General features: G+C 39.9%; 17 protein-coding genes and 1 riboswitch. All 17 genes read right to left on the bottom strand.

What is annotated here, in order from left to right:
• Positions 1-1,212: an EAL and HDOD domain-containing protein gene (locus tag AC4PID_RS08955; RefSeq protein WP_492135228.1), complete on the bottom strand. Its 1,212-nt coding sequence runs from the start codon at positions 1,210-1,212 to the stop codon at positions 1-3.
• 61 nt (positions 1,213-1,273) lie between these two features.
• Entirely contained in the window at positions 1,274-3,406 is a 2,133-nt protein-coding gene (locus AC4PID_RS08950; protein ID WP_492135227.1) for an amino acid permease, read from the bottom strand.
• Positions 3,407-3,602: 196 nt separating this feature from the next.
• Positions 3,603-4,175 carry a hemerythrin domain-containing protein gene (locus AC4PID_RS08945; protein WP_492135226.1) on the bottom strand — a complete coding sequence of 191 codons (573 nt, stop codon included), beginning with the start codon at positions 4,173-4,175 and terminating at the stop codon, positions 3,603-3,605.
• Positions 4,172-4,792: a hypothetical protein gene (locus tag AC4PID_RS08940; RefSeq protein WP_492135225.1), complete on the bottom strand. Its 621-nt coding sequence runs from the start codon at positions 4,790-4,792 to the stop codon at positions 4,172-4,174. The genes AC4PID_RS08945 and AC4PID_RS08940 overlap by 4 nt, the downstream gene beginning before the upstream one ends.
• 8 nt (positions 4,793-4,800) lie before the next feature.
• On the bottom strand, positions 4,801-4,992 hold the full coding sequence (locus tag AC4PID_RS08935) for a DUF1858 domain-containing protein (protein ID WP_492135224.1): 192 nt from the start codon (positions 4,990-4,992) through the stop codon (positions 4,801-4,803).
• Positions 4,993-5,107: 115 nt separating this feature from the next.
• Positions 5,108-6,976, bottom strand: a complete 1,869-nt coding sequence (locus AC4PID_RS08930; RefSeq protein WP_492135223.1) for a sensor domain-containing diguanylate cyclase/phosphohydrolase — start codon at positions 6,974-6,976, stop codon at positions 5,108-5,110.
• 209 nt (positions 6,977-7,185) lie between these two features.
• Entirely contained in the window at positions 7,186-8,571 is a 1,386-nt protein-coding gene (gene lpdA, locus AC4PID_RS08925; RefSeq protein ID WP_492135222.1) for a dihydrolipoyl dehydrogenase, read from the bottom strand.
• 8 nt (positions 8,572-8,579) lie between these two features.
• Positions 8,580-10,001, bottom strand: coding sequence for a dihydrolipoamide acetyltransferase family protein (locus AC4PID_RS08920; RefSeq protein WP_492135221.1), 1,422 nt, complete (start codon positions 9,999-10,001; stop codon positions 8,580-8,582).
• A gap of 10 nt (positions 10,002-10,011) precedes the next feature.
• Entirely contained in the window at positions 10,012-10,986 is a 975-nt protein-coding gene (locus AC4PID_RS08915; RefSeq protein WP_492135220.1) for an alpha-ketoacid dehydrogenase subunit beta, read from the bottom strand.
• Positions 10,987-12,072, bottom strand: a complete 1,086-nt coding sequence (gene pdhA, locus AC4PID_RS08910; protein ID WP_492135219.1) for a pyruvate dehydrogenase (acetyl-transferring) E1 component subunit alpha — start codon at positions 12,070-12,072, stop codon at positions 10,987-10,989.
• Between the two features lie 10 nt (positions 12,073-12,082).
• The gene (locus AC4PID_RS08905; RefSeq protein ID WP_492135218.1) at positions 12,083-12,937 is read right to left on the bottom strand and encodes a lipoate--protein ligase family protein; all 855 of its coding nucleotides are present in this window, start codon (positions 12,935-12,937) and stop codon (positions 12,083-12,085) included.
• Positions 12,938-13,179: 242 nt separating this feature from the next.
• Positions 13,180-13,725, bottom strand: coding sequence for a DUF4358 domain-containing protein (locus tag AC4PID_RS08900; protein ID WP_492135217.1), 546 nt, complete (start codon positions 13,723-13,725; stop codon positions 13,180-13,182).
• A gap of 154 nt (positions 13,726-13,879) precedes the next feature.
• On the bottom strand, positions 13,880-14,998 hold the full coding sequence (locus AC4PID_RS08895; RefSeq protein ID WP_492135216.1) for a hypothetical protein: 1,119 nt from the start codon (positions 14,996-14,998) through the stop codon (positions 13,880-13,882).
• Positions 14,999-15,025: 27 nt separating this feature from the next.
• Positions 15,026-15,110, bottom strand: a riboswitch (cyclic di-GMP riboswitch).
• Between the two features lie 405 nt (positions 15,111-15,515).
• Positions 15,516-17,501, bottom strand: coding sequence for a diguanylate cyclase domain-containing protein (locus tag AC4PID_RS08890; protein ID WP_492135215.1), 1,986 nt, complete (start codon positions 17,499-17,501; stop codon positions 15,516-15,518).
• Positions 17,502-17,659: 158 nt separating this feature from the next.
• Complete coding sequence (locus AC4PID_RS08885) at positions 17,660-19,480, bottom strand: peptidoglycan-binding domain-containing protein (RefSeq protein ID WP_492135214.1); 1,821 nt, start codon at positions 19,478-19,480, stop codon at positions 17,660-17,662.
• Positions 19,481-19,716: 236 nt separating this feature from the next.
• Positions 19,717-20,208 carry a hypothetical protein gene (locus AC4PID_RS08880; protein WP_492135213.1) on the bottom strand — a complete coding sequence of 164 codons (492 nt, stop codon included), beginning with the start codon at positions 20,206-20,208 and terminating at the stop codon, positions 19,717-19,719.
• A 103-nt stretch (positions 20,209-20,311) separates the two neighbouring features.
• Positions 20,312-21,772: a sensor domain-containing diguanylate cyclase gene (locus AC4PID_RS08875; RefSeq protein ID WP_492135212.1), complete on the bottom strand. Its 1,461-nt coding sequence runs from the start codon at positions 21,770-21,772 to the stop codon at positions 20,312-20,314.
• Positions 21,773-21,838 lie beyond the last annotated feature (66 nt).

The following is a 21,838-nucleotide window of genomic DNA, read 5'->3' as shown; positions in this document are numbered from 1 at the left end:
CTAACCACATACAAACTTTACGGTTTCTGACGACCATTTAACCGCATCTAGATAAGCGGTAAACAACTCGCCCTCATCTAACTTTAAAGATTTTGCCAGCAGATCTGCCATTTGCCAATCCCCTCTCTCATACGATAAAACAAGATGATAGATGGGTACTAAAACACCTTGATTTCTTATGAGCGAATCCTTGATAGAACTGGGCAGAGAGATGTCTTCAAGTGCAATCTCCATTTTTTGATCTAGCATGGCATCTATGGTACTAAAAAGCCCCATCATTGAAGCCTCGTATTTCAAATTTTTAAGTCCACCCATAATCGCAACTGATTCGGCAAACTTTGTACGAATCAGTGACATGTGTGTCAGTTCCTTAGGTTTGTTATCGCCAAGCTCTTGAATCATGAGAATATTAATCCATCTTTCAAGCTCTTTCAAACCCATGTAGGTCAACGCTCGCTTGATGGAATAGATCAAGTCATCTCCAGCTCTTGAGCTGATGACGCGCATCACCTTATAAGCGAGGTTAACGTCTTTTTCTATGATTTCAGCAAGCGCTTGAAAAGAAGGCTCTTCTTTTTTCAGCTCGTTGATAATTCTGCCGTATTGTGCTTTAGTCGTCGCTTTCGGCGTCGGCTTACTTATGATAGAGGGTTTAGAGAAAAAGTAGCCTTGAAATAGGGTAAAACCCATCTCTTTGGCTTTAATAAAATCGGTTTCTGTCTCAATTTTTTCTGCTAATAACACTTTCTTTTCTTTAAGTGCTCGCGTCACTTCTGTTTGAATTTGATCCAGAGGCGTCGCCAAAATATCGTACTTGATGATGTCTGCGTACGGAACTAAAGGATATTCAGAATAGCCTTCAATAAAATCATCTAGTGCAATTCGGTACCCTTTTTTCTTTAAGTCCACGATTCGATCGATTAATTCACGATCTGGGACAACATCCTCTAAAACTTCTATAATCAGTCTTTGACTGTCGATCAGTTCAGGTAGATCTGAGTTGATAAATGACGCATCAAAATTGATAAATGCGCGCTTGTTATCGACAATATCGTCGATGCCGGATTCAAATAATCCGCCTATGACGCTTGCAGTTGCGTGAGAAGAAGAAATCCCATCAAAGCTTTTGGAATTACTTCCCGATCTAAAAAGAAGCTCATAACCGAATACATCCATATTTTTATTAAAAATCGGTTGTCTTGCGATAAACATGCTGTGCTCCTATATCAAAATTCTCTATCTCTCTAATCATACCACGCCAAGCATTTAAATACTATAATAAGGCATCCTCAAACCCTGTTGAAGACACAAAAAGTATGCTCGATGGCGATTGATTGATTAGGCTTGTGAGAAGCCCAGGGTTTGTAGGCATCCCCATGATACTGAGGTCTGGATTATTTTCTGTGATGACACCTATAAATTCACCTGTAAACACCTTTACCTTCGTGTTTCCAGGAAGTCGCGCATCTTCTATGAAAGCGTTCATCTTTTTTATCGTCGCTTCTTTTGCTTTATCAGAATGAACCACTCGGCACAGGTTGATCTCTGCACCTGTGTTTCTAGAGAGCTGAAGCGCACAAAGTACTGCCAAATCATTGTTTGGGCTCTTGTCTCTTAGCCATAGATTAATCTTTCTTTCTTGACCCAGCGCTTTTTTAGGATGAAGCCACAGTGAGCAATAGGAGTAATCGAGCCCAGATAGGCTGTTGACGAGATAAAGCAGCTTGTTTCGGCGTTCGACTTCATCACTTATCGTAAAAAATACGATATTCGGCGATAGAAAAGAACTCTTTAAGCATTGTAACGAGGGCTTAATCGCTGTTTCAAATCGCGAGGAGGTAATAATCGTCTCTTGCACAAAGATATTTTCCTCTTTTAATGGCGTTAGGACCTCGGTTACTTCTTCCTTTTGCACCTGATCGAAAGCATTCTCTTCAGTTGCCGTCAAGTAATAGACGCGACCCGAAGGGAAAACGAGGTTCCTTATCAGTTTAGACAGTCGTCTAAAATCATCTGGATGCTCTACTGGAATTACCACAGAAGGTTTCCAAAGTCTAGGGTGATCTGGTATTGCTGCCGCTTTTTGAGCTGCCCACTCAGCGATGGAAATAAAGATACCACCTCTTACGTCACCCCACGGCGATGACAAATTTTTCTTCTTTAGGTAAACATAGAGTGCCACGATTGTGACAAAAGTGATTGCAGTGAAGACTGGATTGATCAGTAGCATAACGGAGAGACACCCAAGTGACCCTGTTATCGGTACAAAAATCGTCATTTTCATGCTTGGACGATAACTGATAACGCCAGTCATTTGTTCTATGAGAACGACGAGATTAATCATGCCATAGGTGGTCAAAAAGAACATCGTTAAAAGCTCTGCCAAACTGTTTAAATTCCCTAGAACGATGACACAAACAGAGATGATGGCAGATATGATGATGGCATTAATTGGTTCACCATTTTTGTTTTGTTTTGACAAAATTGCGCTAAATGGAACCACACGATCCTCAGCCAATGCGGATAATGTCCTTGGTGCACTTACCAAAGTCGATAGCGCAGATGATAGTACAGCGCCCATAACCCCTGCTATTACAAGGAACTTAACCTTGGACAGCTTAAATATGATAGAAGGATCGTTGAGTAACATCTCTTGAGAAGCTTGATGTGCAAACCATACCGCGACAAATAGATAGACGATTAGTCCAGTAAATACGGCTCCAAGTGTGCCCTTAATGATGCTTTTTCTGGGATTTTCAAGTTCACCAGACATGGTTGCACCTGTGAGCACCCCTGTGACGGCAGGGAAAAAGATAGCAAACGATGCCCAAAATCCCGCTTGTGAAAACGTGCCCTTTAGAACCAGTGTCCCATCGCCTATGTTTGGACCCAGTAAGAATGAAATCAAGGATAAACCAACGGCTAAGAGTATCCCGTATTGTAATCGAAATGCCAACTTTGCACTTTTTAGTGAAATAGCAGAAAGGACCAGCCATGTAATGACACCGACCAGCACTTGAGAATGAGATGGAAAAAAGCTAACCCAGAGTTCGCTGAAACCTGTAATATAAAATGCGATGGAAAAGGTTTGGGAGATGTAGAGAGGTATGCCTATTGCGCCTCCCATCTCATGTCCTAATGACCTTGTTATAATGGCATAGGCGCCACCTGCACCTATCTTAATGTTGGTCAACATCGAGGACATGGAGAGTGCTGTGGAAAAGGTGATGACATGTGATAAGATGATGATGACAATCGTGCCGATCAATCCTACATTTCCAACAACCCAGCCAATCCGAAGGTAAAGTATGACGCCTAATATCGTTAACAATGTCGGTGTATAAACACCTTCAAAGGTTTTTAATCCTGTTTTCGTCTGTTTCTGCGTACTTTGGCTACTCATCATATTTCAAACCCACTCCTTTCTAATAGATTCAATATATCTAAATAGCTTTCTTTTGGCAATGATTTTCTAAAAATTCTGAAAAAGAAAAACAGCTTACGCGACGATAGGATACCCGTCAAGTAGGCTGTTTTTAATTATATTCAATAAAATTTTTCCTTATTCGATCTTGAGTGTTTATTTCGACTCGTTTTCTAATCTATTTCAATAGATATTTCGATTCAAGCTTCTCTACAACTTCTGTATATTGCGCTTGAACCCCTTTTTCCTCAGCCTCTTTTTCAAAGGCTTCACAACTTTTATCAATTTCGCTAAGCAGCGCTGGATCTAAGCTTCTTTCTGCAAAAGGATAGACCACACCATCTTCTTTATCGATGTGTCGGTGTAAAAGATGTGTATAAGATACGGCATTTGCCACGATATCCACAATTGATTCTAAATCGCCTTCCTGATGTGCTTTTAATGCTTTTTCAAGCTCTGCCATATGGAGTCTACCAAGGTCATGCTCAACAAGCATGCCATGTGTGACGAGTTTTTCAGCAGCGGGGCCACCATGAGCTACCATTTCATTAAACAATAAAAGCTCTTCCTTGCCATGGTGATGTCGGTCTGCATAGCTTCTAACGAAGTCGATCATCTCTGCAAAGTCATCATAGTTGATGCCACCGGTTTGAATCGCCATATAGGAAGCATTTCTGAGTACCTTTAGCATTCTTTTGATTAAGACATGCTCTTCCACCATTAATTTGATTCCGTTTAGTTGTGTGCTCATGCTGCTCTCCTTGTGAGTATATAGGTGGATGCATCCTGCATCTGAAGTTCGAATGATTCGTCTACAAAGCCTTCTAACCATGCCGCTCTAAGATGATTATAGATCGCAATGTCACCGCCTACAGCTTCCCAAAATTCAGTGTGTAAACAGGTTCTTTTAATCCAAGTTAATGATGTTTCTGTAGATTCGATCGGTTGGTTAACCCGATCACAAGGCATACCCTCAAGTAGGTAGTCATAGATCACGCCAAAGAGCTCCTGTGGTGTCGTCATGGGTTTGGAAGTTGATAATGCTGCTTTCTCGCCATTGTTTCTGTAAAGCGTCGCAAGTCCTTCCACCGATAACCACTCTTTTGAAAGCCCTTCAGTGATTGCACCTGCCATGCGGTATTCAAGGCTATGGATTTTTTCTTGTAGCCAGCCGTGTATGTTACCAGCGTCTATTACGTCTGAAAGCTCTGATGTCTCTGGTAAACCATATCTCGCTTCTAAATTATTTTTAAGTGAAGCGACTGCATCAGAATTTTTCATTTCTGTATAAATGTCTTCTAATAGTGCTTCGTGCCAAAGTACCTTGTTGTATAACCAATAGTGGATCGGTCCTAAAAATGCGCTCATAGGGTCACCTACTTCACTGAATCGTTAAGTGCGGTCATCAAAGCGTCTATGCTAAGGCCATGCACCAAACATGCTTCTTCGAGTGTCTCTGCTTGTGCGGATGGACAGCCGACACAGCCCATGCCAAATTTAAATAATACCTCTGGTGTATTAGGATAAGTTCTCACTACATTGCCAATCGTCATATCTTTCGTAATCATAAATTCTCCTTTTCAAAACTTGTTTTCTTATAAATAAAAAACCTGTTATGTCATCTCTTATGATATGACTATAACAGGTTTAAAATTCGAATTCCGTTACATATGTTACGTTTGTTTAAATGGCGATGTCATCAAGCGTCTCCATATTTTTTAAGAAAACTTCGACAATCTGTGGATCAAACTGTGTACCCGCGCATCTTTTCAGCTCCTCGCCCGCTTCTTTTTGCGTCATCGCTTTTCGATAAGCTCGATCCCGTGTCATGGCATCATAAGCATCCGTTACCGCTATGATTCTAGAAAGGTAAGGGATTTCTTCCCCTTTTAATCCTCTTGGATAACCTTTTCCATCGTAGGCTTCATGGTGACAGAGTACGTACTCCGCCATCTCGCTTAGTTCATTAACAGAGCTGAGGATACGGTAGCCTATTTCAGGATGTTTTTTGATTTCTGTATATTCTTCCTCATCTAAGCGATCCGGTTTGTTTAAGATATGATCGTCTATCGCAATCTTACCGATATCGTGTAGCAGCCCCATGCTTTTCAGTTCATCGAGCTCTCTTGATGAGACGCCAAGATGTTGACCTAATTGATAGCTTAAGCTCCCGACGCGTCTGCTATGTGCTTCCTCACGTTTGTTCTTTTCGTGGAGGGTATTGACGATGGCATAAACGGCTTTTGCTCTAACTGAAGGGGACTCGATGAGCTTGTTGCGATTCATGTTATCTTCAGTATTCTTGAGTAAGGATTTGAGAGAATCAACAGTGTTATCGATTTCAGACCAGCCATAGGCGACGGAAATCTCTACCTCTCCCAGCCTAATGTTGGTGCATTTTTCTTTTAAAACTTCTACAAAATTCTCAAGCACTTCTTTAGATGAATCTGGGATTAAAACGCCAAACTCATCGCTACCAAGTCTGCCAATCAAGCAGCCATCCACATCTCTGCAATTTTCAAAGGCATGGTTCGCACTCTGTGTGATTCTATTGGCCACTTCTACGAGGACCATATCACCAACCGCATGGCCAAATGCATCGTTAACCAGCTTAAGGTTATTGATATCGATCATGACAAAGCCCAGCATTTGGTGGTCGCCACGATAGTATTTGTTCATCAAATTGTCAAAATGATTTCTATTAAGTAGATCTGTAAGATAATCGTGTGTACTAATATGCGCCAAATGTCTTTCATTCTTTTTACGGTCTGAAATATCTGTATAAATGGCATAGCCACCGACGACGTGACCGTCAATCAGCATGGGAACACCTTGTATGGCAACTTCTACAGCATCACCGTGCTTGTTATAGCGCACGCCCTCTGAGATGACTTGTTTGCCATCAAAAACTTGAACGGTCAGTACTTTCGCATCTCCAATGTGCTTGGGATCTGAAATAAAGTTATCGAGGTTTTTACCCAACATCTCAAATAAGGTGTAACCAAACATACTGACAAAAGGTTTGTTACAGTCAATAACGTTGTGTTCATGGTCAAACATAGCGATGGCATCATGTGAATATCTAAAAAGCGCTTCGAAGTTAAGCTTTTGCTTCGTCACTTCTTGTTCCATAGCGACCAGCTGCCCAAAAGAAGCTTCAAGCTCTTCGTTTAATGCGTGTAACTCTTCCTTGTCAGTTTGAATCTCTCTAACCATGGTATAAGTCTTGTTTAAAATGGCATTTAGTTTTTCAACCATCGTCTTAAGAGGTGAGCCTTTTGGTATGCTGAGATAATAATCTGGGTTGATGTCGGCATCAATAATTTCCATCTGCTCTTCGATTTGAACTAATGGCGCATTGATGTATCTGTGCTGCAGATAGGCAAGTATGCCCAAGGCACTTAGTGAGAGTCCAGAAAGAATTAGTATTTTAATGAACTCTCTCTGTTTCATAACTTCCAATAAATCTACAAATTGTAGTGCGAGCACTAGGACGATCAGTACGAAAAGTGTCCATATAAGTTGTCTGGCATGCTTCATTAACTTTTTCAAAATTTACCACCTTTAGCGCATAAATTTTTACAAATTTTATCAGTTATAACTTATTCTATTATAACTGAATAAGCAATTCCTAACAAACTTTTTCTTTCAAAAAAGTAATATTGGCGTGTATTTGCGTCTATAACTAAGCAAAAATCCACCTTATTTAGACGAAAAAAAGTCGGGAAAGTTCCCGACTTCTTCTAGCGCAATGTGATATGTTATCTTTTAATGATGTGAATTGGCTTGTCTACCGCACCATGCGCCGCTTCCATAACGATCTCAGAAAGCGTTGGATGTGGGTGGACGGTTTTAGCGATGTCATAGATGGTTCCTTCAAGCTCCATAGACACCGCAGCTTCTGCAATCATGTCAGTCGCATGTGAAGCAACGATATGAACGCCGATGACTTCGCCGTATTTCTTGTCGTGTACGATTTTAACGAAACCAGTGGTTTCACCCTCTGCCACAGCTTTACCATTGGCACTAAGTGGGAACATGCTGGTACCGACATCGTAGCCTGCTTCGATGGCAGCTTCCTCAGAATAGCCGATGACGCCTACCTCTGGGAAACTATAGATACAAGATGGCACCTTATTGTAGTCGATCTTGGTTTCATCACCATGAATCGCTTCGGCTGCAACGATACCCTCAGCTGACGCAACGTGTGCCAGCATCATTTTTCCGCACATATCGCCGATGGCGTAAACGCCCTTCACGTTAGTGCGCATATGATCGTCTACGATGACGCCGCGTTTATCGGTCTTGATGCCAAGTGCTTCGAACCCTTTAAGGTTAGGTGTTCTGCCAAGGCTGGCAAGAATCTTATCCGATGTGATGCGTTTCTCTTCACCGCCTACCTCGTAGACGACTGTGTTACCTTCTACACGTTTGAGCGATGAATTTGTGATGATTGCCACGCCTGTGCTTTCTAGATGTCTTTGAATGGTGGTTCTAACATCTGCATCAAGGTTTTTAAGGATGGCGTCAGATCTTTGCAGAATCGTTACCTTAGTGCCTAGGCTATTAAACAGCGTTGCAAACTCAATCGCAATAACGCCACCACCTAGTATGGTAATCGACTCAGGTTGTTCTTTCAGCATGATTGCACCTGTACTATCGATGACAATACCTGCTTCTTGTGCTTGATCAATTCCCTCGATTTTTGGAATCATAACCGATGAGCCAGTCGCTAAAATCAAATTTTTTCCCTGCAGGGTTTCATCTCCCACCACGATAGTGTTTGCGTCCTTTGCAGTGCCATACCCTTTGTAGACATCTATTTTATTGAATTTAACGAGCTGTTCCACACCACCGACGATTTTGTTAACGACGCTGGTTTTTCTGTTCATCAGGTTCGCCCAGTTGAGCTTCACATCAGAAAGATTTGCAATGTCGATGCCAAATCCTTCTGCATGCATCAGATCTTGATAGAGCTTTGCACTTCTGAGTAGGGTTTTCGTTGGAATACAGCCATAGTTCAGACATACGCCGCCGATGCGATCACCTTCCACAAGAGCTACCTTTGAGCCCAACTGTGAAGCTTTAATCGCTGCAACATAGCCACCTGGGCCACCTCCAACGACAATGACGTCATAATTTTTCATACTGCCTCCTAACTCATGAGTAAGACTTTTGGATTTTCAAGTAAGTGCTTCACTAATCCCACAAATCTACCTGCATCTGCACCATCTAGGATACGGTGATCAAATGAAAGTGAAAGTGGCAACACGGAGCGAATGACGATCTCATCGTCTTTTACCACCGGTTTTTTCACGATGGCACCTACGCCTAAGATACCCGCTTCAGGATGTCTGATCACCGGTACGCCAAAGCTAGCACCCACTGCACCATAGTTAGTGATGGTAAATGAGCCACCGCCAAGTTCGTCCAGTTTAAGTGATTTCGTTCTAGCACGGGCACTTAAATCCTCGATCTTTTCAGCTATTTCAAAAACGCTGAGTCGATCTGCATCTTTTATGACAGGTACCATTAAGCCGTCCGGTGTATCAACGGCGATACCGATGTTATAAAACTGTTTATAGACGATCTCTTCTGCCACTTCATCAAGTGATGCATTGAGACCTTTGTATTTTTTAAGACCCGCTACCACTGCTTTAATAAAGAAAGCAAGATAAGTGAGTTTAACGCCCTCTGCTGACGCCAGTTCCTTCGCTTCCGTTCTAAATGCCACAAGCTCTGAAACATCTGCTTCATCCATAACAGCAGTGTGCGGAATGGTAAATTTAGAAAGTGCCATGTTGTCTGCAATGGTCTTGCGAAGCATGGTCATTGGAACGCGCTCGACACGATCCATTTGAGGAACTGCATATTTAGGATAGCCGCCTCTGCCTTCACCAGAAACGACTGCTGCTGATGCGCCTGAAACTTGAGCAGGACTTGCTTTTGGTGCTACACTGCCTTTTGCTTCAGCTGCTTTCCGGATATCGTCTTTCATAACTCTACCTTGAGGACCAGTACCTACGACGGTTTGGATGTCCACACCGAGGTCTTTTGCCATCTTTCTTGCCACTGGCGTTGCTAGTACTCTTTTGATTGATACAGCAGCCACAGGTGCAGATGCTTCACCACTGGATGCGATGACCTCATCGGATATCTCAATCTGTCCAACGACAGAAGTGCTGCCCTTTTCTTCTACGGTTTCGTGTTTTACTGCAGGAGTAGCTTGTGGATCTACTTGCGGTACAGCTGCAGAGTTTGACGCATCCACGGTAGACCCAGAACCTGAGCTTTCCTCAGTAATCGCCTCGCCACCCTCCATGTTAGAGCGAATGCCCGGCTCACCATCATCGATTACAACGATGACGTCGCCGACGTGTACCTTCGAACCAACTTTATATTTGATGGCTTTCATAATGCCATCTACAGGAGAGGGGATCTCCGCATTTACTTTATCGGTTTCCAGTGTAAAGAGCGAATCGCCCTCTTTCACTGTGTCGCCTTCATTAAAAAACAGTTTCAGGAGAACACCTTCATGTATGCCTTCTCCTATGTCTGCAAATTTTACATGAAACATATCCTACCTCCTAAAATTCTAGTACAGATCTAAGTTCACTGAGGATCAAGTTGGTTTCTGGCACGTAGTGATGCTCACCTTTTGGAAGAGGAACGATCGTGTCATTACTTGCGATACGTTTTGGAGGTGCTTCTAGGTATAGGAATGCGCCTTCATTGACGATGGTGATCAGCTCTGCGCCAGGACCATAGGTTTGCGCCGCTTCGTGTACCACTGCAAATCGACCTGTTTTTTGAACACTTGCTAGAATCGTCTCTTTATCGATCGGCGAAATGGTTCTGAGATCGATGAGCTCGATACTATGGCCTTCTTTTTCAAGGACCTCAATGGCTTTTTGTGTTTCACGCACCATAGCGCCCCATGTGACAACAGTTAAGTCATTGCCTTCTTTAAGCACTTTTGCTTTTCCAATAGGAATCGTATAGTATTCATCAGGCACCTCTTGTTTAAACGCACGATAGATGCGCTTTGGCTCCATAAAGATCACTGGATCAGGATCTGCGATCGCCGCAAGTAGCAAGCCCTTTGCATCGTAAGGTGTCGATGGTACAACCACTTTAAGTCCTGCAGTGTGTGCAAATAAAACTTCTAAGCTCTCTGAGTGATGCTCAAGCGCTCTTACACCGCCACCGTATGGCATTCTGATGACCATCGGCACTGTATAAAGCCCTCTTGAACGGTTACGCATACGTGCTGCATGCGTTACGATTTGGTTGTAGCCAGGGAACATGAAGCCTGAGAACTGAATCTCTACAACGGGTTTTAAGCCATTGATTGCCATCCCGATTCCGGAACCGATAATATTAGATTCGGCTAAGATACTATCGAAGCATCTCTCTGCGCCGTATTTTTCCATTAATCCTTTTGTCGCTCTGAATACACCGCCTTCTACGCCGACGTCTTCGCCAAATACTACGACATTTTTATCTTGACCCATTGCCACATCTAGGGCGTTGGTAACCGCTTCAACTAAATTTAATAACATCTATTTGCCCTCCTTTGCATAAAAAGCTTTTCTTGCTTGATACTGTGCTTCGAGGATAGGTGTCCTTTCAGCATAGACGTAATCAAATGTGTCTTCCAGAGGGGTAAGACCTGATTTTTCAACAGTTTCGAAGGTTTCTTTAACAAACTTGTCCTTTTCAGCGAAAAATGCAGCTTCTTTTTCATCATCCCAAATGCCCTTTTCGATCATATACTTTCTTAATCGATCGATTGGGTCTTTGTCACGCCATTCATCCACTTCTTCATCTTTTCTGTAGACAGTTGGGTCGTCAGAAGTAGTATGTGCGCCCATACGATACGTATAAGCCTCTATGAGAGTTGGACCATCGCCACGTCTAGCGCGATCGACGGCTTCCTTTGTTACGGCATACATTGCAAAGATGTCATTGCCATCTACTTGTACGCCAGGGATGCCATAAGCCAGTGCCTTTTGAGCAATCGTTCCAGCCTTGGTTTGAATTTTTCTTCTAGTCGAGATTGCGAATTGATTGTTTTGAACGATAAACACCGTCGGCAAGCTTTGTACCGCTGCAAAGTTAAGCGCTTCATGGAAGTCACCCTGTGAGGTACCACCATCACCGACATAGCCGAGTGCCACGTCATCTTTTCCTTGATATCTCGCAGCATAAGCAAGTCCGGTTGCGTGTTGGAGCTGTGAGGCGATCGGTACTGAAACTGGAAGCACTCTTACTTCCTCAGGCATTTTCATGCCAAATTCATTACCAAACCAGTATAAAAAGATATTTTCCAGTGGTGCCCCTTTGTAAAGCCAGATGCCCAGCTCTCTAAAGGAAGGTGCTACCCAGTCCGTCTGTCTTGCAGCGGCGATGGAACCCACTTGAGTTGCCTCTTGTCCAAGGTTCGGCGCATAGGTTAGCATACGACCTTGTCTTTGATATTGGAGTGTTCTTTCATCGATAATGCGGCTATAGCGCATGGTCTCATAGAGCTTCACGATTTCTTCGTCGGAAAGCTCCGGCATCGCGTCTGGATTGACGATTTTACCGTCCTTATCCATAATTTGAATCATACTGTCTTTCAATGGGTCAAAAGTATCAAGAAACATAATGCCCTCCTTAAAAAAGTGAATTTATGCCCTCAGGCGTAACCGTACCGCTACTGAAACTGTGCTTTGAACCTGCTTCATCTGTATAAGTAAAAGTAGGCGTTTCACCAAATATCCACTCCCAGGATGCCAATTTTTTACTTAAAGTTTCAACGGCCGGCTGATGTGCTTTTAGGATGTCCTCAACGGAGACCACTTCTACCTGATACGCGTTTTTACTGTAATAGGTATCGATGATCGCGCCGATCACATCATTTACTTTGAGACGCTTTTCGTTATTTTCTCGATCAACCTCCGCGAGGTTGACCACTGGGCTAGGTACCGATCGGATCGTTCTGCCCATCTCAAATCTGTTTTTAAAGTCCTCATCACGCACCTTTAAACTTTTCCAGAGCGTCTCTAAATCGGTGTCGATTAAAAGCGTTCCGTGGTGAAGACGTCTTAGCCCCTTCATAAAGAAGGCGCTCCCAGACACTTTCCGGCTGTCAACCACTAGATCCTTTCTAGGGGAGACCTCAGCCTGAATACCTAACCCAGCCAGTGCTGCTATGATCAGCTCAAAATGCTCTGATTCACTATAAAGTGAATGATGCTCAATAAAAGAATAATTCAGATTGCCGAGGTCGTGATAGACAGTACCACCGCCCGAGATTCTTCTCAGTAAGTGAATACCCTTCTCTTTGGCAAAGCGAACATCTATTTCATGCCAAGGATTCTGATTTCTTCCAAAAACGACGGATGGCTCATTTACCCAAAGAAAAAGAATCTGTTCATAATCGACAAACGTCGTGAATAGAATCTCCTCTATCGCATGGTTCACATATGGGTTTTTTTCTTTAGATATAATCACCATTCGTTTTTTCATAACAGCTCCATCTATTTTGATATTATTAATGTCTTGTTTACGATATACCCTAAATTTCGGGACACTAACATCATTGAGAATTATTCTCAAAAAGTTAACAGTTACAAAAAAAAGAGCTACTTCATTCCTATGGGTAGAGAGGAACCCATTGGATAAAATAGCATAAGGGGTAAAGATTTATCAGAAGACTGTCAGAATACAGTAATCAGCGTTATTATTGTACCGCATTAAATTAAAATATTTCACTTAAATAGTTTCACAACAATTTTTTGACATTTTATAAACTCAGATTTTGCTTGTTCATGGTAGGTGGTTTCATCTGCATTGAAAATATCTGAGTTTTGTCCTACCACCATATAAATCACATAATCGCCATATCTAAATACCTCAGTGGTTTCGATTTTGGCGTAAACTGCTTTATTATCAGAGAACTTTTCTAGTAAATCACCTCTGTAGGTTTCAAGCTCAGACTCAATAACATCCGCTTTTCCTTTGACGGCTTTAAAACTTAAAAAAACGTCTGCATATGTGGACATCATCGCTGACTCGGCGATATAAGATTCCACATAATCCATGGAAATGCCATAGTTCAGTACAAGCTCTTCATATTCTATCGCTCTACTTGGTATATAAAAGTCACCATAGGTGTCTTTTATTGCTTCATGCAAATCAGTTAATTTACTTTGTGAACGCTCCTCTAATTTATAATGAATGCCAATTACTAGGCCACTGCATAATAAAACTGCAATGAGCACATTGACCGACCATTTATTTTTATGTTTGAACATCCCTATCTCCGTATCTTGTCTTAAATCTGTCATCACTTTGAAACCTTACTGTAATAAGACGGAAGATATCCTGAAAAAGTTCCAATATCTAAAAAAATAAAAGGAGCCTTTCAAATTAGAAAGGCTCCTACATTTTAATGCATTCATTTTTTAATTATTTGTTTTTACGTTTGATGATAATACCTGCAGCACTGATTATTGATCCGATACCATAGTAGAGTTCAGGAGGTAATTGTCCTGTTTGTGGTAAAGCACTACCAAGAGGTACTTCTTCAACAATTATTTCTTCAGGTGTTGGCTCCATATTGTCATAGATACTATCAAAGTTAAATGGTTCAGTTGCTGGTCCAAGTGGAGTTGGTTCTGTTGGAATTTCCTCAGTTGCCTCTGTTGTAGGTACTTCAGTAGGAAGTGTAGGAGGTTCCGTTGGTAATGTAGGTGTTTCAGTTGTTGGTTCTGTTGTTGGTTCTGTTGTTGGTTCTGTTGTTGGCTCTGTAGTCGGCTCAGTTGTTGGTTCTGTTGTTGGTTCTGTAGTCGGCTCAGTTGTTGGTTCTGTTGTTGGTTCTGTAGTCGGCTCAGTTGTTGGTTCTGTTGTTGGCTCTGTAGTCGGCTCAGTTGTTGGCTCTGTAGTCGGCTCAGTTGTTGGTTCTGTTGTTGGTTCTGTAGTCGGCTCAGTTGTTGGTTCTGTTGTTGGTTCTGTTGTTGGTTCTGTAGTCGGCTCAGTTGTTGGTTCTGTTGTTGGTTCTGTAGTCGGCTCAGTTGTTGGTTCTGTTGTTGGTTCTGTTGTTGGTTCTGTTGTTGGTTCTGTTGTTGGTTCTGTTGTTGGTTCTGTTGTTGGTTCTGTTGTTGGTTCTGTTGTTGGCTCTGTAGTTGGTTCCGTTTTCATGTAGTAGAAGGTTACATGACTGATGTCTTTGCCACCAGGAGCAACTAGATTTGTATCGCCAAATGATCCACCATCATAATAGTATAAGTTTCCGCCTCTACCAGCTTTAACATATACGTAATAGATTAATTCGCTTGAACTCCAGTCAAGTGATTTTGGTCCATGATTGAATGATGCGTCAATGTGTAAATCTCCACCAACATCGTTGTAATCATGATTAGATTTTGGTGAATCAATTTTGAATGTTTCAAATCCTGGAATCACAGGATCATGTGATCCACTGTTGTACGTCGGCGTTACGCTTGCTGCGAATGCACTTAAGCTCGTTCCAAAGATCAATAAAGCTAAAAGTGCAAACACATATAAATTACTTATCCTTTTTTTCATATAGTTCTCCTCTCTTTAAACGACTGTTTAAAGAAAGGTCGGTTGCACTACTCGCTCCGTATCTCTTAAGTGCCCAGATTACAAGAAATACTTCATTGCTCCCTTTCCGATTAATGGAAGGGTCGGTTGCACCACTCGCTCCATCTATTTAAGGTGCCCAGATTGAAAATAGACTTCATTACTTCCTTCGTGATTTTCCCCACTTGTTTCTATAGGTATTAAATTATCCTTCTACTTGATACTCGATAGATACCCACAATATATTTAAAAAAACAATATTTTTTAATTTTTATTCATTTTTGTAATCGTTTCACACGAAAGCTAGACATATTGCGGTTGCTAGGGTTTAATTGCTATTTTTTTGACAATTGAAATTCATTATCATTGTTATTATTATTTTATGTTAACTTATTGAAAATAATTACAATTCTGAATTTAATCATATTTTATAATAATATCATCACATTTAAATAAAAAAAAGACCCAAACTTTTGTTCAGGTCCTTAATTTTTGTTAATTATTTTATTCTGACGTATTCACGCCTTTGATAATTCTTTTTCTCTTCATACATTGCCGATTCTGCTTTTGAAAAAAGGTCATCTGACATTTCAGAAGGTTCACTTTGAATATAATAGCCCAACGAGATGGACAAACTTCCTGCAGATAATACCGTTTCTATACAGGTTCTCTTTATTTTATCCTCTAATTGTTGCATCTCCTCTTGCTTCGTATTCACGACAATGATGGCAAACTCATCTCCGCCCAGTCTGTAAACTGGTGCATTGCCAGCATGTTTTTTCATCACCTCAGAAATTGCCTTCAAATAGTGATCACCGGTCATGTGGCCATATCGATCGTTTATCTCTTTTAAATAGTTCATATCACCTATCACTAATCCAAGTGGCATAAAAACAGGATTATTAATTAAACTGTTCATCCTTTGACTAAAAGCTCTACGGTTTAAAAGTCCAGTTAACGGATCATTATAACTTAAAAACTCAAGCTCATTGGCCTTTTCTATGATGATGTTTTTCTTTTGTGCATTTGAGATTGCGATGGCCACATAGGATGCAAGCGCTCGAATAACTTCAAAATCAGAATCCGAGTAAGCCTCAACATCATAATTTTGAACGGTTAATACGCCAATACATCTATTTTCACTAACTAGTCTTGTATATATGATCGTCTGTGTCTTCTGGTCTTTATTATTGCCAAGTCCCATATAATAGCTTTGTGGATAATAGAATTCAGATTCAGTATCGAAATGTCTGATAAAAACATCTGTTTGATTTTTAATGCAATACGCCGCTAAAGAAACCGTATCATTAACGTCAACTTCTTTTAATGGTAGCTTTAAACCACCTTCTTCAAAATACTTAAAACTCACCAGATGATCTTCAGGAATATAGAGTGCAATTCCGAATAAGTCAATCTTCATTAAAGTTGAAACCGAATGCCTTAAAATCTCATAAATCTGGTCCAAGTCCATTGAAGAAGTTAACCTCTGGCCAATCTGTCCAATATTTGATAGGTTTTTCAGCGTCTTTTCTAATTCTATGGTTTTGTTTTTAAGCTCGACATTTTTTAATAAGTGAATTTCCTCTTCACTTCTCTTAGCTTCATCCTCAAATTTCTGTTTAAGATAATCTATCGTTTCTTTACTTTGAGCATCACTAACTTGTTCTCTTAAATAAGAGTAAAGCTTCTGATGCTCTAGAGCTTCTTTATACATCGACTTTGCTTCATAGGTCAGCGCTAAATTTTTATGACAGTCCATCTCTACAAAACGAATATTCTGTTCGATTGCACTTTCTAATGCTTGATTGAGATAGATCATCGCCTGATCATAATCGCCCATCATGGCATAAGTCTCACCGATATTACTAATAACAATTAGACCATTTGTACTAAACGATGTTCCAAAAAGACCCTTATACACCTCAAAGGCAAGAAAAAAGTATTCGAGTGCTCGCTCATACTCTGATATACCAAGTAATACAAAAGCATAGTTATTATACAAATCTCCCAGAATTTTATTGTTTTTTAATTTATCACGATACTCTAGTGCTTTATCAAGTAGCTCTATCGCCTTATGTATGTTATCAAGTGAGCTATAAACTGAGGCGATATGCACCAAAGTTTGGATGGTATACGAAAAATCATCTAGATCGAAGGCTAAATTATAGCATTTATTAAGTGCCTTTAAAGCCAAATCAAACTGCTTCTCTTCTCTGTATGAAATCCCTATATTACTGTAGCAATAAAACATAGCTAGTTTGTCATATATAGTGGCATAATAAGACAACGCTTTGTTTAAAAAGCTTATGGCCATGTCACTTTTACCAGTGATTAAGTACCCTCTACCCAATAGAAAGAAACGCAAGGCTTCATTTTCATTAGAAAGTTCTCTATCAAAATCAATTTCCTTTAGTAAAAGATTTATATGATCTTGTGGACTGTGCTCTAATTGGCTGATCTGATCAATAAAATCGCTTTCCTTCATATGAACCATCCTAATAGTTGTTATTTATCAACATTATATCATGCGCTAAGTGTGTTAACAATCCTTAACAACTAGCGGATTCTTGCATTCTCAAAAAGAAAAGCGCACCTTAAAAGGTGCGCTTCCATTTAGTGTTAAATATTGAAAAACTTGATCTGTTATTGTATTTCTACAACGCCAGATACAGTTGTTAAATCATCAATTACAGCAGTATCCATAACGCGTTGGCTTGAATAGTAAACATTACCAGTAACGATTGTGTTAACCATTGTAAAGCCTGTTGCATATGGGCCAACATAGATGTTACCAGTTACTTCAGCAACATTAAGCTTGAAGTTAGGTGCATTTACATATAAATCGCCAACAAAGTTACCTTTTTCAAGTCTAGCATTTGAACTTTTGATAACTAACATTGGTGCAGTTAATGTAAATCTTCTTGTTACTTTTCTTGTTTCATCTTGGCTGTATAAAGCGATTTTTCTTTGTACAACATCTTTGTAAGTGAACTCACCCATTAAATAAAGTGGTTGATCTGTTGTCACATCGTTACCAGCGTAGATGATCCAAGTACCTTCGCTTGAAAGGTTGTTAACAAGTGTTTCTTCATCTCTGAAAAGTGATGGTGAAACGACAGCATCTAACTCAGTTAAGATTTGTTCACCAGTTACAGAGCTATCCGCATCCATAACAAATGTATCTTTAGCCGATTGAGTTGTGAAATAGATATTACCATCAACTGTAGCTTTAACTAATTGGAAGTTATCAACTGAAACGTATACGTCTCCTTTGAAGATACCACCTTGAATTCTTGCGTTCGGGCTTTCAATTGTAAGTGATGGAGCAGTAACCGTGAACTTACGTGTGATGTTACGTTCTTCATCTTGACTATAAAGAGCGATTTTTCTTTGAACAGCGCCCCTATTGTTTAAGAATTCACCAGTTAAAACAAGATCATAATCAAATGTCATATCTTTTAAAGTTGAGATAATCCACGTACCTTCAGCACCTAAGCTGTTTGCAAACACATCATTTTCATAAGTTAATGATGCTGTAGTCACAACGTCAGTACCTTCGATGATTTCAACTAATGCAACTTCTCCAGTTACACTGCTTTTTGCATCCATAGCTGCTGTATCTTTTGCTTCTTGAGTTAAATAGTAAAGATTGCCCTCAATAACAAAATCTTTCATGTTAAAGCCAGTTGCATTAACATAAACATCGCCGTAGAATGTTCCGCTTTGTAATCTCATGTTCGGGCTATTAATTGTCAATTTCGGTGCAGTAAGTGTAAATCTTGCAGTTACATTATGGTCTTCATCTTGTGTATAAAGGCCAATTTTTCTTTGAATTACATCTTCACCAGTTGTAGCGTCTTTTTTACCATTTAAGAAGGTACCCTCTACAACTAATTCATCTTCAGATACCAAATCAGAAAGTGTTGTAACAATCCATTTTCCTTCTGATCCAATACCAGCTTTGAATGCTTCAATATCATTAACCAATGAAGCAGTTGTCACCGCATCAGTTTGACCCGCTGCGTCATAGATTGCTTTATTTGTCGCTTTACCAACATAACCGTCAGCAGTTAATCCAGCATTTGTTTGGAATGCTTTTACTGCTTTAAGTGTCATGTTGCCAAACATACCGTCTGCTTCAATTTCATGACCTAATTTGATAAGGTACTTTTGAAGTAATTCTACATCAACGCCAGTTGTTCCAAAGTATAGAACTCTTGTGATAGTAGGAATTGCAAATCCCTCTTCTGTCACAGTAGGCTCTACTGGAGCTGTCGGTGTAGTCGGTGTAGTCGGTGTTGTTGGTGTTGTCGGTGTTGTTGGTGTTGTCGGTGTTGTTGGTGTTGTTGGTGTTGCTGTCGCTGATGTAGTCGCATCTAAAGCGGCAAAGCTAGCCACAGGGGATGCAACCATGGTTAAAATCATCACTGCAACTAAAAGCAACGCACTAATCTTCTTTTCCATAAATTTACCCCTTTATTATAATTTGTGATGTGCGATATTTCGTTAATCTTATGTCAAACATCGTCAAACCACTTCCTTTTCATTGTACCAAATATCAAAAGTATTTTGTTAATTTTTTTTCAATTTACCTCAATTATTTTGTACAATTTTGTAAACTTTCGACCGATTCAGTGGAAAAACAAAACGCTACCCCAAAAGGCAGCGTTCATAGACTTGATCCATCATTTACAAAGTATTTATACCGATTTAAAAGGAATACTTAGAGTCTCCATAATGCCACGAACCGCTTCTATATCCTCTTTATTAATCGGTACCATATCTTGTTTTTTAGATTCTTTTCTTTTGAGTGCAAGATAGTACTCATTTTTGAAAGGTAAAATTTGATAACTCTCAACTTTCTCAAATTGCGCATACCATACTTTACCTGCATATTTGTTAGTTATTAGAGTATCACCGAGTTCAATATAGGTCCATATAATCGCCATCTCAATACTCATAATGAATATTAATACTTTTAAAATAATATGGTAACTCAACAAAACACCAGCAAACATTATAATCGCTGGAATTGATAATCCTAAAGCATAAAATACATACTTTCTTTTTTTATTATTTTTGACGCGATATAATATGTCCTCTTTATTAAAAACGCGCTTTCTTAAGTCGCTCATAATAATCATTGAGCAAACAATTGTGATCAATCCATAGCTGTAAACACTTGTGTCCATACTGCCTCCCATTCACTTATAAATCTCGCATAAACAGTATAACATATTCATAAAAAAACCAGAAACGCTTATGCGAATCTGGTTCAATCAATGTGATTCAGTTTTAGAGTTTATCTGTAAAAGTTTTGATCCCATAGCCACTGGTATCAAACACATCTAAAAAATCAAAACCCAATTTATATCGAATTTTGTTTTGATACATTCTGTCATCAGCAACCCTAAAAAGCTCACTTAATGTCGTGCCATCTTCCCCATAGGTGGAGATCCCGTAGCTATAGGAACATGTGAATGGTTTGCCCCCAAACAAGTAGGGTTGTTCCATAAGTGCCTTTAGATGACTGTCGATTTTTTTTCTGAGTTTTTCTTTAGAGCAATTATAAAAAATACCAACAAACTCATCTCCGCCATAGCGCGCAAGTAGATCGCTCTTTCGAATCAAAGAGCTACAGCTCTTTGAAAAGTACTTAAGAAGCTCGTCCCCTGCTATATGTCCAAACTCATCATTAATACGCTTCAAGTCGTTGATATCGAATACTACCAGGTTGAACTTTTCGCCATATCGATTGGATTTATCGATGATGTGCTCAAACATATTGTCAAAATAGTGTCTATTATAAAGGCTTGTTAAGGCGTCGTATCTAGACAAAAATGCTTTTTCTTCATATAGCAACTGGTTTGAAAGGGCGATTTCCACGTTGCTTTTTATAAATGCCATTAATTTTATATCGTCTTGATCAAATGCCTCAGTTTCAGTTGAATCCACATTTACTGCGCCAAAAAACCGACCGTTTATGTATATTGGTGCAGACAATGTAGATTTTATATAGGCCTCTGATCCTTCATCTGTCTTAAACTTAAAAAAGTCACCATATTTGCTTAAATTATTAATGAACACGATTTCGTCTAGACGACCTTTGGTTTCTCTATATAAAAACAAGTCTTCAGTTTTTAATTTAAAGTGGGTCATCAGGCTATTATCAAATCCAATCTGTGCAACTGGTTTTAAATAATCACCATCTCTTAGCATAATCGAACCGAGCTTTGCATTGTCGATACAGGATACGACACTTCGTAATACATCCTTATAAATCTGAGTAACACCTTCAGCACGCACAACTGACTGTGTGATTCCCAGCATAGATTCTCTAAGCTTGAGAAGTTTTGACAGATGTCGTTCGCCACGTTTTTTCTCAGAGATATCCATCAGATGAGATAACAAAAAGGGTTCCCCCTCAAAATTAACAATACGTGTTTTGTGCTCAACCCAAAACTCTTTACCACACGCAGGCAGAACACACAGCTCGCTTTGTTCATTAAATGCATCACCCACTAAAGCTTTATGACAAAGTTTCTCGTAACCATTTCTATGTATGGGGTGAATGAATTTTTCGAGTCCACGTTCATTAAGTGTTTGCAAATCATACCCAAACAACTTATGAAACTGAGGATTGATATACGCAACTTTATTCTTATTGGCTAAGATGGTTGGCATCGCAATCAATCGATCAATCACTTCTAAATCTGCACTATTCAATTTTTCCAGCTTTTTTAAATCAATAGACATAAGACCACCAAATATTAAATCTTTGATATAAATAAGTACATATATAAAATATCATTAAGTCTAAAA

The organism is Fusibacter sp. QWL-12 (genome assembly GCF_058683495.1).
The sequence above is the reverse complement of the archived record's forward strand: the minus strand, read 5'-3'. Positions and strand labels throughout refer to the sequence as shown.